The sequence below is a fragment of the Rossellomorea sp. NPDC071047 genome, from assembly GCF_050270195.1.
Classification (GTDB): Bacteria; Bacillota; Bacilli; order Bacillales; family Bacillaceae_B; genus Rossellomorea.
The window spans coordinates 242,563-257,380 of record NZ_JBNNJT010000004.1 but is presented as its reverse complement, the minus strand read 5'-3'; the positions used below and the strand labels follow the sequence as shown (position 1 = coordinate 257,380).

Genomic DNA, 14,818 nt, shown 5'->3' with positions numbered 1-14,818 from the left:
CGGCTGATTATTCTATTATTTAGTTGGTTCTAGTGAATATGACTAACATTTTAAAAGGGTGGTGAGAACCAGTGGCATCGTTACGCGACATAAAAACTCGTATTACATCTACGAAGAAAACCAGTCAAATTACGAAAGCAATGGAAATGGTCTCTGCCTCTAAATTGAACCGTGCTGAATCGAATGCGAAAGCCTTCGTCCCATACATGGAGAAAATTCAGGAAGTCGTTGCTTCCATTTCCCTTGGTAGCACAGATGTAACGCATCCGATGCTAGTCTCCCGCCCCGTAAAAAAAACCGGCTACTTGGTCATTACATCTGACCGCGGTTTGGCGGGGGCTTATAACTCGAGCGTCATTCGTGCTGTAAGTAATGCGATTAAAGAGCGTCACAGCTCAAAAGATGAATACGCCATTATTGCGTTAGGTCGTATTGGAAGGGACTTCTTCCAAAAACGAGGCGATAATGTAGTGGAAGGTATTGTAGGGCTACCAGATCAACCAAACTTTGCAGACATTAAAGACATTGCCAACAAGGCAGTCAGCATGTTCTCTGATGGTGCTTATGATGAGCTTTACATGTACTACAACCACTATGTCAGTGCCATTCAACAAGATGTTACCGAGAAGAAGGTTCTTCCTTTAACGGAGCTCGATTCTTCTTCATCGAACTTAACTTCTTATGAGTTTGAGCCTAATGCTGAAGAAATTTTGGAAGTGTTGCTTCCTCAATATGCTGAAAGCTTGATTTACGGAGCGTTACTTGATGGTAAAGCCAGCGAGCACGCGGCTCGTATGACAGCAATGAGAAGCGCAACAGACAATGCGAAAGAAATCATTAACAGCCTTACACTTTCTTATAACCGTGCGCGTCAAGCAGCGATTACCCAAGAAATTACGGAAATCGTCGGCGGGGCAGCAGCACTCGAATAGAAATGACATTCCGGCTTGAGTGCCGGATTACAACATAGTTTTGTCGTCAAAAGCTAGTTAGGAGGGAAAGAGATGAACAAAGGACACGTTCTTCAAGTAATGGGTCCAGTTGTCGATGTCAAGTTCGCTAATGGCCAACTTCCTGATATCTACAACTCATTAAAGGTCCAAATTGCAGATAGAGCTGAACTTACATTAGAGGTTGCCCTTCACCTAGGTGATGATTCTGTACGTACAATCGCGATGGCTTCCACAGATGGTTTACAACGTGGAGCTGACGTGCTTGATACAGGAGCACCAATCTCTGTACCAGTAGGGGATATCACATTAGGTCGTGTATTCAACGTTCTAGGTGAATCAATCGATTTAGACGAGCCTCTTGCAGCAGGTATCCGTCGTGATCCAATTCATAGACAAGCACCTACATTTGATCAGCTTTCTACAGAAGTTGAGATTCTGGAAACAGGTATTAAAGTAGTAGACTTACTTGCTCCTTACATCAAGGGTGGTAAGATCGGTCTATTCGGTGGTGCCGGTGTTGGTAAAACCGTATTAATCCAGGAGCTTATCAACAACATCGCTCAAGAGCACGGTGGTATCTCTGTATTCGCCGGTGTTGGAGAGCGTACTCGTGAAGGAAATGACCTTTACCACGAGATGAGCGACTCTGGCGTTATCAAGAAAACAGCGATGGTATTCGGACAAATGAACGAGCCGCCAGGTGCGCGTATGCGTGTTGCCTTGACGGGTCTTACAATGGCTGAATACTTCCGTGATGAGCAAGGTCAAGACGTACTTCTGTTCATCGATAACATCTTCCGTTTCACGCAAGCAGGTTCAGAGGTTTCTGCCCTACTAGGCCGTATGCCATCTGCCGTTGGTTACCAGCCGACACTTGCTACTGAAATGGGTCAATTGCAAGAGCGTATCACGTCAACTAACGTAGGTTCTGTAACATCGATCCAAGCGATCTATGTACCTGCCGATGACTACACGGATCCGGCTCCTGCTACAACTTTCGCTCACTTGGATGCAACAACGAACCTTGAGCGTAAGCTTTCTGAAATGGGTATCTATCCTGCGGTAGATCCATTGGCATCAACTTCCCGTGCTCTTTCTCCGGAAATCGTAGGAGAAGAACACTACAGCATCGCTCGTAATGTTCAACAAACATTACAGCGTTATAAAGAACTTCAAGATATCATTGCGATCCTTGGTATGGATGAGCTTTCTGATGATGATAAGCTGACGGTACACCGCGCTCGTCGTGTACAATTCTTCTTATCTCAAAACTTCCACGTTGCAGAACAGTTCACTGGACAAAAAGGTTCTTACGTTGAAGTGAAAGACACTGTTAAAGGATTCAAAGATATCCTTGACGGTAAATACGATCACATTCCTGAAGATGCGTTCCGTCTAGTAGGTCCGATTGAGGATGTATTAGCAGCAGCTAAAGAAATGGGCGTAGAGGTATAATTAGGGACCAGGAGGGAAGAAAATGAAGACATTAAAAGTCAATATTGTCACTCCCGATGGCCCAGTGTACGATTCAGAAGTGGAAATGGTGAGCACGAAAGCTCAAAGCGGTGAGCTTGGAATCTTACCTGGACACATTCCGATGGTTGCTCCACTACAAATCGGTGCGGTTCGCCTGAAAAAAGGTGGCAACACTGAGCTTGTAGCTGTCAGTGGCGGATTCTTAGAAGTACGTCCTGAACAAGTGACAATTCTAGCACAGTCTGCTGAAACAGCAGAAGCTATCGATGTACAACGCGCGAAAGAAGCAAAAGGCCGCGCAGAAGACCGCATGCAGGCACAACGCGACGACGTAGACTTCCGTCGTGCCGAACTCGCTCTAAAGCGTGCCATGAACAGAATTAACGTTTCCGAACGTAACTTCTAATCAAACATCAAAATCACCCTTTCCTTTTGGAAGGGTGGTTTTTTTGAATAGAGGGACGGACCTCTATTAGAAAGTTTAAAACAGTTACCAAATCAACTTTGTCCTATTGTAAGTCCTATAAAGAACGGGCTGAATTTCCATATCCCAACTCAACTAAAAATTTTGTGAATTTCCATATGTCGTTACAGAATTATGTGGTAAAATGGACTTTGTGCGTCGAAATGATTAGTAGGAGTGAGAAGAGTGATAGAAAGCTTTGGCCAGCAGGCCCTTATCAGCATGCTCGTGCATCTATTTATATTCGGGATCACATTTTGGTCTTTGCAATCCATCCAGTTAGACAAGCTCCTCAAGAAAAATCGAGTCGCTCAAGGGAGACTATTGTATATCCTACTAACGATCGCGATCGGCTCGGCCGTAAGCCGATTTTTACTGGATTATTACCTGTGGTCTCAAAGCTTGCCCGTTTTCTTTGAATAAGTAGAGCTTCTGACAAAAAATAGGTCTTCCTGCATGTTTTCAACAGGGCCTGTTTTAAGTAAGATTAATTTTGTGCTCGTTCCTTTGTGAAAAAGTTTCAAAGTGAAACGCTTTCATGTAACAGCCTGCCGACAACTCAATATTTGTAAAAAGATGACGACAATTTTCAAGTATGTTCTTCTCCTATTCGGACAGACTTTTAGGTAAGGGGAGGAATGGAAAATGACTCGGTATCTTTACATTATTTTAATCTTTTTTGTTGGATTAGGTTTTCTTCCTGTTATTAATGGGAACAACACTATCGAAGCCAATCATTTATTAGACATTGAAAAGCTTGACCAAGCCATAGTTCATTCTCAAGGTCGGATAACTGAATGGTCTCTATATGCAAGAGAAAACAAAAAAAGCTTCACGAATAAAGGGTTTGCCAAATATAGTACTACTATGCAAGAAAGATTTTCTGATTTTGAGTGGGTGACGAAAAAGTCAGCTGAAGAGATAATGGTTGTGGGACAACGTCAGACGTCTCACGGGGAAGAAACCATTAAGTTGCAGCACACCCTCACAAACAAGCAGTCCGTTTCGTATAGTATGTATGAAATGCGCGGAGATCAGAAAGTGTTGGGAGAAAAGACGAAGCATTATATCAAGACTGAGTTTATCCCAAATATGGAAATCATTTTTACTACTAAACCTATGATTTTCTCTTGTATAAAAGGCGAATTCAATGATAAGCTTGAGAAAGTTTTGTCGAATCAGGCTGTCGAACTAATGTCGAAATTAGACGCAAAAGAACTGGAATCACTTAAAGAAGAAGACTTTTATTCCATTTCAGCTTACTCGGAACAAATGTCACGGACTATACCAACAAAAAATGATGATATGAATATACAACTAGGTCTACGGAAAAGCGGAATGGGCGCTAAGACAACCTTTGTGATTGGCACACCCATCCTAATTATTGAATATTAATATAGAGAAATTGGACGCGGAGGGGAATACTCTTGGAAAAAATTATCGTCCGCGGCGGTCAGCGTTTAAGCGGTACAGTGCAAGTTGAAGGAGCAAAGAATGCCGTTTTACCAGTCATCGCTGCTACATTATTAGCAAGTGAAGGAAAAAGTGTCATTAAAAACGTACCACCACTCTCCGATGTATATACGATTAATGAAGTATTACGTCATTTAAATACAGATGTAGAGTTTAACCAAGGTGAAGTCATCGTGAATGCATCAAGAGAGTTGTTTGTGGAAGCACCGTTCGAATATGTTCGAAAAATGCGTGCATCCGTTCTTGTAATGGGATCATTACTTGGACGTACAGGTAAAGCACGTGTTGCACTTCCTGGTGGATGTGCGATTGGATCAAGACCGATTGACCAACACTTAAAAGGTTTCGAAGCAATGGGAGCAAAAGTGAAGGTAGGAAATGGTTTCATCGAAGCTGAAGTAGACGGAAGACTGAAAGGTGCCAAGGTTTATCTGGATTTCCCAAGCGTTGGGGCGACAGAAAACATCATGATGGCTGCAGTCCTTGCAGAAGGAACAACAATCCTTGAAAACGTCGCAAAAGAGCCTGAAATAGTCGACTTAGCCAACTTCCTGAACAAAATGGGAGGAAGCGTAGTGGGTGCAGGTACTGGAACGATCCGTATCGAAGGTGTAGACCGTCTATACGGTGTCGAGCACAGCATCATTCCTGACCGTATCGAAGCGGGAACTTTCATGGTTGCTGCTGCCATCACTCAAGGTGATGTCCTTGTAAAAGGTGCGATTCCAGAACATTTATCTTCATTAGTTGCCAAGATGGAAGAAATGGGTGTTACGATCATCGATGAAGAAGAAGGTCTTCGTGTCATTGGACCGGAGAAATTAAAATCTGTCGATATCAAAACAATGCCTCATCCTGGTTTCCCAACAGACATGCAATCTCAAATGATGGCATTACTTCTAGCAGCTGACGGCACAAGCGTCATCACTGAAACAGTTTTCGAAAATCGTTTCATGCATGCTGAAGAATTCCGTCGTATGGGAGCAGACATTAAGATTGAAGGCCGCTCTGTAATTATGAACGGACCAACGCCTCTTCAAGGAGCAGAAGTGGCTGCAACGGACTTACGTGCAGCAGCAGCTCTTTCGATCGCAGGTCTGGTAGCAGACGGTTACACTCGAGTGACAGAACTGAAGCATCTAGATCGTGGATATGTGAACTTCCATCAGAAGCTTGCAGGCTTAGGTGCCGATATCGAGCGTGTGAAAGAAGTAGAAGAAACACCTGTTTCTGAGCAAGACATGATTAAAGATGCGTAAGCATTAGATAGAAAGGTGAGCTTTTCTTTTATAGAAGAGCTCGCCTTTTTGTTTGGGCTGAGAATCGGGCTGGGCGTTATTGTTCGGTAATTTTTGGTAAAATAAGTATAACTGCTGGATTATTGTCAGAAACGGCTGAATTTTTCGTGAAAATGGCCGGATTTTAATCCAAAACGGCTGGATTTTCAGCAAAAACCGCTGGATTTGCAATGGGCCATCTTGAAATATCGTCAAAATCAGTAGAGAAATAGCTTGAGACGTTTGAAAATGAGATGAAAACATCGTTTATTTTCAATTATGGAGTATTTGTTTTCAAATTTTCACTTTTATTTTCAATTCTGACACATTTATTTTCAAAATTCAGATTTTATTTTCAAAAATGTATCGGCTCATCAACACACTTCATTCCTTATTCCAAATTCACCATTCCAAAACGTCAAAATCACTCTTAAAAGATTCATAATTGCTTGTCCACTACCATACATATGAAAGAGAGTGGAGAAGTGTGCTAGGACATTCTCCTATTTAATCTTTCATTGGAGGCCGCGAACATGAAGCATTTGAAACCAGTACTGATCATCTTCTCAATCTTTATCAGCATCATCTTTATTGTCCCTACTCTTCTCGTGCTCCCATTTTCATCAGAAAAGGAAACGGCAAACTTAGACGAAAAACTGAAAAATCCGCCATCCGTCGAAGAGCTGGCGAACTCGGTTGAGGTAGCGGTTTATCGCTCCAACCAGGACCTGATCGAGAAACTTCCTTTGGAGCAGTATGTAGTAGGGGTAGTAGCTGGTGAAATGCCTGCAGACTTTGAAAAGGAGGCTTTAAAAGCTCAAGCCCTTGCAGCAAGGACGTATATTGTGAATCAGCTTTTACTTGAGGACTCCACTGTTCCGAAGGGGGCCGATGTGACAGATACGGTCTCTCATCAGGTATATAAGAACCAGAAGGAGCTTGCTGGCCTCTGGGGTGCCGACTATGACTGGAAGGTCAAGAAAATATCCGAAGCGGTGCTTGAAACGATGGGGCAGGTGCTGACCTATGATGGTAAGCCCATTACGGCAGCCTTCTTCTCAACGAGTAATGGTTACACAGAAAACTCAGAGGCTTACTGGCCGAATGAATATCCATATTTAAGAAGTGTCGAAAGCCCTTGGGACTCGGCGTCACCCAAATACGAAGATCAAAAGGTTATCCCGATCAAAGAGTTTGAGCAGAAACTGGGCGTAACCCTGCCAAAGGATGGCTCGGTAGGAACGATCACATCAAGAACAGAAGGCAAAAGGGTAGCGAGTGTTGAAATAAACGGCAAAGGATTCTCCGGCCGTGATATAAGAGAAAAGTTAGAACTGAGATCTTCAGACTTCACCTGGTACCTGAAGGATGATCATATCGTCATTGCTACAAAAGGATATGGCCACGGAGTCGGTATGAGCCAATACGGAGCAAACGGAATGGCGAAGGAAGGCAAGGATTATCAAGACATTGTTACGCATTACTATAAAGACGTCAAAATAACAGAGTCAGATAAACTGCTGCAGAAAGTGACAGCACAAAGATAATAAAAAGGATTGAGTCTATAAGGTCAAGGTGACCAGACTCAATCCTTTTTTAAATAGGCTTCAAGCTTCTTCATCTTTCTCGTTAATGGATGATCAGGGTTTTTAAAGTAAGTCCGGTTCACAATCCAAAAAAGGACAGTGACTCCGATCAAATCCTTGGCAGCATCAATCATCGTTGCCGACCGATACGGAACGAAGGATTGATGAATCTCATCCACAAAGCCATAAAAGATCGCAATCAACGCAACGGTGAAATTCAAAGTGAATCGAAGCTTTCCATGGGCCAACAGAGCGACTACAAATAATCCATATAAAATACCGAATTCGATTAAATGAAGAGATTCTTTAATAAAACGATCCAACTGATTATCAGGGAAACGAATGACGGCATCATCCGGATTACTCGACATAATCCAAATAAGTATCATATAGAGAAAAGGCGCAGCTGTCAGCACATATTTCAGTAACTTCTTCATATGCAGCTCGTCCTTTCTGTTTTTTAATATTGTATCATGCAGGACAGTGATTTCTTTATCATAAATAAATCATTTGGTCAGATCTTTAGATTGTTATTTTAATGGCTGTGTAAAAAATCGAATCTCAGAAAGTTGATTGTAGCGGAAGGCCCTCGACTCCTGCGGGAATAGTGGGAAAGTTGAGACCCCACAGGGCAAAGCCCGAGGAGGCTCAACTCACGCCCCGCGGAAAGCGAGCGCCTGTAGCGGAAATCTCTGTGAAAATACGAAAAGCGCTTTATTAAAAAAAAGTTTCATCTTATTTTTAAAATCATACATATTTTCCATCCCTTTGTCGAAAGATAAGAATTAAAAATTTTTTTTGCGAATGTGTATATATTTTCTGAATTCTGTTCAGAATGATTGCTGAGGTGATGAAAATGAGAGAGGAAGAAAAGAAACAACCTTCTCAAAACTTTTTGAAAAGACGTTGGGCATACCCAGCAATCTATTTAGCAAGTGCAGCAATCATTATCACGGGGATTCTGTGGTACCAGGCAGGAAATGATGTAAACGAGAAAGCCAAGGATTACAGCTATGATGGAGTTCCTACTGACAATGAGTTCAACCAGCCTGCAGAAGAAGTCAATCGTTCATTGGAAAACTTTGTAATGCCTGTTGCGAGCCCTGAGGACACAGTCATCGAAAAACAATTCTACGATACTGAAGCATCAGCGGAAGAACAGGAAGCTGCCCTAGTCGTTTATGGTAACATGTATTATCCGAACCAAGGAGTCGACATCTCTAAAGATGGAAAAGAATTCGATGTTCTGGCTGCCATGAGCGGTACAGTCACAAAGGTTCAAGAAGATTCCCTACTTGGAAACACGATTGAAATCGAGCACAGCAAAGGAATCGTTACTCGTTATCAATCAGTGAAAGACTTTGAAGTCGCGGTTGGAGATGTAGTAGATCAAGGACAAGCTATCGCTAAAGCAGGTAAGAGCTTATTCAATGAAGAAGCTGGCGTTCACGTACATTTTGAAATTCGTAAAGCAAATGTAGCAGTGAATCCACTGGAGTACTTCAATAAGTCCCTTGCAACACTTCAAGAAGCGCAATTAGAAGACAAGAAGGTTTCAGGTGAACAGCCGGATGCTGAAGCTGCACAGGAAAACGCAGCTGAAGATCAAGCTAGCGAAGACAAAGCCACTAAAGACAAAGCAACAGAAGACAAAGCAACTGAAGAAAACGGTGCTGACGATGCAGCTGAAGAAAAACCGGAAGCTGAGCAAAAGCCGAAACAAGAAAATGCTGATCAAAAAGACGACGCAGCCGATAATGGCTCTGACGTAAAAGACGAAGAATAATCATATAGATGAAGAAAGACTGACCGGTGATTTACGGTCAGTTTTTTTGTTTTCAGATCTATTCCAATTGTGGCCACATTCATATAAAAAAATTTCCTCGGAAATTCGACAAAGGGATTATTTTACTGGGAAAGTATTTCCATACCGTTCCGTTCTACTAATGCAATACCATTTTTCAATATCTTTATTTTAGTAAAATGATTTATTTATAAAGAGAAAGATCTAATACAGATTTGTCGTTTTTTCTTTATTGACCAGGCTTTTTCCAAAAAAGATAATGAGGGCATGAATGAAATTTCAGAAAATTTAATCTTTATTAATGGGAGGACGTGTGATTAAGGAGACACCTACAAAATCAGGAGGTGAAAAGTTGCTTTACTTCATTGCGATTTTACTCATAACAGGAGGAAGTATTTTTCTTGCACTGAGAAAGAAGCGGGCTTTCTTCTTAACCATTCCATTCTTGTCTTTATTCATTTACTTTATTTTTCAAATCGCCATGGTCCCGATTCCGTTTTTAGATACCGTGAAATTTATTTTCAGTTTAAAATAATGAGCTTGAAAAGGGGTTACATAAATGAAGAAGATCGATAGAGCAAAAGCGGACCAGTATTTTAAAGAAAAAAACCGTTATATGGCAATGTATTTAGTGATTTGGCTCGTCTCTTCCTTTGGGGTCGTGCTGTTTGCTGAAAGCCTGTCAACGATCACACTCAATGGCTTTCCGTTTCACTACTTTATGGGTGCTCAGGGGTCCATTGTCATTTTCATCATCTTACTCTACGTAAATGCGAAGGTAAGCGATGGAATCGATAAAAAGTATGGAATCGATGAAAGTAAAAATGAACAGATCAGTTACGGAAAAACACTGGATCATTAAAAGGCTTCAACCAAATATAGAGCATAGCAGGGGGAAACGATAAATGGATACTCAGTTTTTAGTATCAACGTCGATTATTCTGTTGACGTTTGCGTTATATATCGGAATTGCTGTTTATAACAAAGCGAAAGCAACATCGGACTTCTATGTAGCAGGACGTGGCGTACCGCCGATCTTCAATGGGATGGCTATCGGGGCCGATTGGATGAGCGCTGCATCATTCATTGGACTGGCTGGTACCGTCATGATCCTCGGGTATGATGGACTTGCCTACATAATGGGGTGGACGGGAGGATATTTGCTGTTAACCTTCTTACTTGCCCCACAGCTTAGGAAATATGGGCGCTATACGGTACCGGAATTCATCGGGGATCGTTATAACAGCCACACGGCCAGGGTCATTGCCGCGATCTGTACGATCATTATCAGTTTCACGTATAGCATCGGTCAGCTATCGGGTTCAGGCGTCGTAATCGGACGTTTATTCGAAATCGATGCCAAAGTCGGTACGATGATCGGGGTTGTCCTCATCGCGTTCTACGCAGCTTTCGGGGGGATGAAGGGGATCACGTGGACGCAGGTTGCTCAGTATGTTGTTCTTATAATCGCTTATTTAATTCCTGTTATATTTATGTCCCTTCAAATTACCGGAAACCCCGCACCATGGATTTCCTATGGGGAACTGGTAGGGAAAATCGGGGAGCTCGATCGGGAGCTTGGGGTCTCGGAATACTTTGCTCCTTTTACAAACGGTACGAAGTGGCAGTTCATGGCTCTCATGTTTACGTTGATGGCAGGGACCGCAGGACTTCCACACGTAATCGTTCGGTTCTATACGGTTTCTACGATGAAGGCGGCTCGATGGTCAGGAGCATGGGCCCTTCTTTTCATCGGTCTTCTCTATTTATCTGCACCTGCCTATGCAGCATTCTCCCGCTTCATTTTAATGACAAAGGTAGCGGGAAGCCAAATCAGTGACTTGCCTTCCTGGACGAAATCCTGGGTGGATACGGGGAAATTACAGGTCGCAGACGCAAATGGGGATGGAATCCTTCAGTGGAAGGAAATTATCATCTCCAATGATATCGTGGTCATGGCCACACCGGAAATTGCGAATTTAGGCGTATTCGTCATCGGTCTCGTTGCTGCTGGTGCCATGGCAGCGGCGTTATCGACAGCAGGCGGACTGATGATTGCAATATCGTCTTCCTTTGCTCATGATATTTACTACCGTGTATTCAAGCCGAACGCGACGGAGAAGAATCGTCTGGCTGTTGCCCGTTGGTCGATCGTCATCGCGACGGTGCTCGCCGGGATCGTGGCTCTTAATCCTCCAGGGGTTATCACCCAGATCGTCGCCTGGGCCTTCGCACTGGCGTCCGGAACGTTCTTCCCGGCTCTCTTACTCGGAGTATGGTGGAAACGCTCGAATGCCCAAGGGGTCATTGCAGGGATGCTCGTAGGGTTAGGAGTAACCCTTACGTATATCTTCCTGGCAAGATCGGGAGTCACCCTATTTGGCATCATTGATACGGGGGCAGGAGTATTTGGCGCAACGGCAGCCACCATTGCCAATATCGTCGTGTCACTTATAACGAAAGCACCTTCTCAAAAGATTCAGGAAGAGGTAATGGATCTCCGTTACCCGGAACAAATGACCTTCAAGGACGGAGAAGTTTGGGTGAACGACGATGTCGACTTCAAAGCCTGACGGATCATTTCAAGAAGCTGTACTCCTTCATCCCTTCTTCAAGGGGATGGAGCGGAGTACGGCTCTTTCCCTTTTTACTGAGTGTAAGCGGCTTGAGGTGGGAAAGCTTTCTACCATTCTTAAAAGCTTTGAACATCGTCTGGGACTCTATCTTGTTGTGAAGGGAGAAGCAGAAGTTGTTGTGACAAAGGAAAAAGAAGAGATTCTCGAGATCATTTCGAAGGACGGGATTGTTGGTTTATCGAGTCTGTACTCTGTATTGAAAACAGATGTGGAGGAGAGTGTGTATTCCTCGGTTGAGGTCAAGGCGAAGGAGGACTGCCTGCTCTGTCTCGTTCCGTATACTAGTTTGCAAAACTATTGGAATGAACCTTATTTGAAGAATTTTTTATTGGAGGAAACATCGAAACGACTTCAGGATGTTTATTTTTCTTTGTCGCAGCAAGTGGGAGTGGCGCACGGGCTTGAAGAGCGGACGACGATTCTTAAGCGGGTAAGTGATGTCATGACGAATGCAGTCGTAACGGTCAGGAGTGATGATTCCCTGGAGGATGCAGCTCGGGCCATGGGAGAAAAACGGGTCAGCTCTGTCATCATTCTGGAAAACAACCGCATTGCAGGAATCCTGACAGAAAGAGACCTCGTCTCCAGATGCCTTGCAAGGTCCGTCCCTCTCACTAAACCGGTAAACATGGCCATGACCCCCAACCCAACCGTCATTACCCGTGACGCCTACCTGTATGAAGCCCTCGCCGCCATGATCGACCACTCCATCAAACACCTGCCCGTTGCCGGGGACAAGGAGAGGGACGGACCTATCGTCGGCATCATCACCCTCCACGATGTAATGAAAGCGAACCATATAGGAACGCTAACGAGCGCAAGAAAGCTTGAGAATAAAGATTTCCCCCTGGAAAAGGTTAAACCTACGGTAGAATCGATGCTTACGAGCCTTTGGCAAGCACAAGCTCCTGTGCTTCACATACTCGATTTCATGTCGGGACTATTCGATCGTATTTATCAGCGTATCTTAAGGCAGGTTGAGGAAGAATTGCTTCAGGAAGGACGGGAAAGCCCATGCTCGTATGCTTTTTACGTCATGGGCTCAGCAGGAAGGAAAGAGCAGTTTATGCTGACCGACCAAGATCATTTCCTGGTTTATGAAAAATATAGTAAGGAAGCGTTGGAATATTTCTGTGATTTTGCTGATAGAGTCGTCATGGCATTAGAAAAGGCAGGACTGCGTCTTTGTGACGGAGGAATGATGGCGAACCAGAAAACGTGGACAGGGAGTATGGGTTCCTGGCAGGAAAGACTGAGAGAATGGTCTGTCCATTCGTCCGAAGAAACCCTGTTGAAGGTACAAAACTTCTTATCTTACCGTTTTTCATTTGGGGATATAGCACTCCATTCAACATTTGAAGACGTGATAAAAGAGCAGCTCCGCAGTGCGAAAATATTACTGGTACGGCTGGCTCAAGTCGAAAAAGCCAAGCCGGTTCCAGTCCTTCACTCCTCCATCCGTTCGATATTAGGTATGGATCGAAAAACAGTATCCATCAAGAAAGACATTCTGTTTCCTTTTCATCATGCTTTGCAGATCTTGAACGCTGCTCATGGGAATACCTCCGGGTCGACAAAAGAGAAGCTGGACTTCTTGAAAGAAAAACGTTCAATTTCGTCGGAGTTTGCAGAAGATTTATCCGAAGCATTCCAGGAAATCATGAAGCTCTATATAGAGTTAAAGCGGAAAGCTCAGGGGGATACGGTACACCTTTCCTCACTCACCACCCGCAAAAAAGAAAACCTATACAAGAGTGTGAAAACGATTCGTGAATTTCAACAAATGATGCTGTCTCATTACTCTTTAACATAGAAGGGATGTGAAGATCTTCATTTTTTCAAAGAAAAAGATCGAATGTCCGCTGAACTATGATTCAGTCCCCTTAAACAGAAAAATCGAAGACCTGAAGTTTGTTGTCTTTGATACGGAAACGACAGGATTCCGCGTTGGAGCGGAGGACCGCCTGCTGGAAATCGGAGCGGTTATAGTAGAAGGGTATGAGGTAAAGGAAAACATCACATTTCAGACATTTTCCAATCCTCATCGACTCATTTCTCAGGAAATAATCCAGCTGACGGGAATTCAATCAAAAGATGTCGAACAAGCGCCGGAAGCAAGGGATGCCATCCATGACTTCTTCGCTTTTTTAGAAGAGAATGCCGTGAATAGTCTGGTTGGGCACTATGTAAGCTTTGATGAACTCGTGCTGAAGAGTGAACTGAAGCGGGCCGGACTTCATCTGCAAATGGCACCGAGCCTGGACACGCTTAATTTAATCGGATATCTTTCGCCCTCATATGATATGAGAGATCTTGAGCGGTATGCCCAGTTATTCGGAACCAGGTTGTACCCGAGACATCGTGCGTTAAACGATGCCCTTATGACGGCTTATTTGTTTGTGGAATTATTGGAGCTGTTGAGAGATCGAAAGGTGGAAACCTGGGGGGAATTGGTCCGGGTCAGCCGGGGTAATGGGTGAAGGGTGATGCATATCGGATACATTCCCGTGGACGATTTAACTCCGGAAACCAAGTGAAGGTACGTCCCTAAGAGTGATTTTTCAGAAAATTAACCTCGAACCTTGTCCTTATTGTGTTTTTTGTGCATATATGTGGGCACAAGCTAATAAAATGATACAAACCTATCAAAATAGAGAGTGTTTGAGGTGAGGAATCGTCGTTATATCATTGATCATTAGCTGAATATTTGTTTATATGTTGTAACATCAGAAAGCTGCTGTGGTTTAAATAAGGCTTTCTGCCGCTTGCACATGGGTATTTGTATGAGAGCGGTCTATACTATTTCATTGATGCGAAAGCGAGTCTCATTTCACACTTCTCACATCCAATTTAGGGAGGTCGAGTGGTGTGCACGATTACATCAAAGAGAGAACAATCAAGATTGGTAAGTATATCGTGGAGACGAAAAAAACTGTTCGTGTAATTGCGAAGGAGTTTGGCGTATCCAAAAGTACTGTCCATAAAGATCTAACAGAACGACTGCCAGAAATTAATCCAGAACTCGCAAATGAAGTCAAAACAATACTTGATTATCATAAATCTATCCGGCATCTACGAGGTGGAGAAGCGACGAAGCAAAAATACAAAAAAGAAGAGCTCCACAGCTAACCAAAATACGCCAAGCCCCAG

General features: G+C 43.4%; 15 protein-coding genes. 14 read left to right on the top strand and 1 reads right to left on the bottom strand.

Annotated elements, in window-relative coordinates; genetic code table 11:
• The first annotated feature begins 71 nt into the window (after positions 1-71).
• The 7 genes from ACQKFO_RS15505 to spoIID all read left to right on the top strand — a co-directional run bounded on the left by ACQKFO_RS15505 (position 72) and on the right by spoIID (position 7,189).
• A complete protein-coding gene (locus ACQKFO_RS15505; RefSeq protein WP_427599847.1) occupies positions 72-932 on the top strand; it encodes a F0F1 ATP synthase subunit gamma in 861 nt (286 codons plus the stop codon).
• 72 nt (positions 933-1,004) lie between these two features.
• Positions 1,005-2,408, top strand: coding sequence for a F0F1 ATP synthase subunit beta (gene atpD / locus ACQKFO_RS15500; RefSeq protein ID WP_113969230.1), 1,404 nt, complete (start codon positions 1,005-1,007; stop codon positions 2,406-2,408).
• Between the two features lie 22 nt (positions 2,409-2,430).
• On the top strand, positions 2,431-2,835 hold the full coding sequence (locus ACQKFO_RS15495) for a F0F1 ATP synthase subunit epsilon (RefSeq protein ID WP_044339984.1): 405 nt from the start codon (positions 2,431-2,433) through the stop codon (positions 2,833-2,835).
• A gap of 243 nt (positions 2,836-3,078) precedes the next feature.
• Positions 3,079-3,315 (top strand): DUF1146 family protein, encoded by a 237-nt coding sequence (locus ACQKFO_RS15490; protein WP_113969228.1) that lies wholly within the window; start codon positions 3,079-3,081, stop codon positions 3,313-3,315.
• A 222-nt stretch (positions 3,316-3,537) separates the two neighbouring features.
• Positions 3,538-4,287 (top strand): YwmB family TATA-box binding protein, encoded by a 750-nt coding sequence (locus ACQKFO_RS15485; RefSeq protein WP_427599846.1) that lies wholly within the window; start codon positions 3,538-3,540, stop codon positions 4,285-4,287.
• 32 nt (positions 4,288-4,319) lie between these two features.
• Positions 4,320-5,624: a UDP-N-acetylglucosamine 1-carboxyvinyltransferase gene (gene murA / locus ACQKFO_RS15480; protein WP_427599845.1), complete on the top strand. Its 1,305-nt coding sequence runs from the start codon at positions 4,320-4,322 to the stop codon at positions 5,622-5,624.
• A 551-nt stretch (positions 5,625-6,175) separates the two neighbouring features.
• Positions 6,176-7,189 carry a stage II sporulation protein D gene (spoIID, locus tag ACQKFO_RS15475; RefSeq protein WP_427599844.1) on the top strand — a complete coding sequence of 338 codons (1,014 nt, stop codon included), beginning with the start codon at positions 6,176-6,178 and terminating at the stop codon, positions 7,187-7,189.
• Positions 7,190-7,227: 38 nt separating this feature from the next.
• On the opposite strand, the gene ACQKFO_RS15470 is transcribed toward spoIID, so the two are convergent.
• Positions 7,228-7,665 carry a VanZ family protein gene (locus tag ACQKFO_RS15470; protein ID WP_427599843.1) on the bottom strand — a complete coding sequence of 146 codons (438 nt, stop codon included), beginning with the start codon at positions 7,663-7,665 and terminating at the stop codon, positions 7,228-7,230.
• 419 nt (positions 7,666-8,084) lie between these two features.
• Here ACQKFO_RS15470 and ACQKFO_RS15465 point away from each other — a divergent pair, with 419 nt between their 5' ends.
• From ACQKFO_RS15465 to spoIIID, 7 genes are all read left to right on the top strand, one after another.
• Positions 8,085-9,014, top strand: coding sequence for a peptidoglycan DD-metalloendopeptidase family protein (locus ACQKFO_RS15465; protein ID WP_427599842.1), 930 nt, complete (start codon positions 8,085-8,087; stop codon positions 9,012-9,014).
• A 370-nt stretch (positions 9,015-9,384) separates the two neighbouring features.
• Positions 9,385-9,567, top strand: coding sequence for a hypothetical protein (locus ACQKFO_RS15460; RefSeq protein WP_427599841.1), 183 nt, complete (start codon positions 9,385-9,387; stop codon positions 9,565-9,567).
• A gap of 24 nt (positions 9,568-9,591) precedes the next feature.
• On the top strand, positions 9,592-9,894 hold the full coding sequence (locus ACQKFO_RS15455; RefSeq protein ID WP_148971179.1) for a DUF4212 domain-containing protein: 303 nt from the start codon (positions 9,592-9,594) through the stop codon (positions 9,892-9,894).
• Positions 9,895-9,937: 43 nt separating this feature from the next.
• Entirely contained in the window at positions 9,938-11,605 is a 1,668-nt protein-coding gene (locus ACQKFO_RS15450) for a sodium:solute symporter family protein (RefSeq protein WP_427599840.1), read from the top strand.
• On the top strand, positions 11,586-13,481 hold the full coding sequence (locus tag ACQKFO_RS15445; protein ID WP_427599839.1) for a DUF294 nucleotidyltransferase-like domain-containing protein: 1,896 nt from the start codon (positions 11,586-11,588) through the stop codon (positions 13,479-13,481). Before ACQKFO_RS15450 ends, ACQKFO_RS15445 begins: the two co-directional genes overlap by 20 nt.
• 7 nt (positions 13,482-13,488) lie before the next feature.
• Entirely contained in the window at positions 13,489-14,148 is a 660-nt protein-coding gene (locus ACQKFO_RS15440; protein WP_427599838.1) for a 3'-5' exonuclease, read from the top strand.
• Between the two features lie 388 nt (positions 14,149-14,536).
• The gene (spoIIID, locus tag ACQKFO_RS15435; RefSeq protein WP_032086905.1) at positions 14,537-14,797 is read left to right on the top strand and encodes a sporulation transcriptional regulator SpoIIID; all 261 of its coding nucleotides are present in this window, start codon (positions 14,537-14,539) and stop codon (positions 14,795-14,797) included.
• The last annotated feature ends 21 nt before the right edge of the window (positions 14,798-14,818 follow it).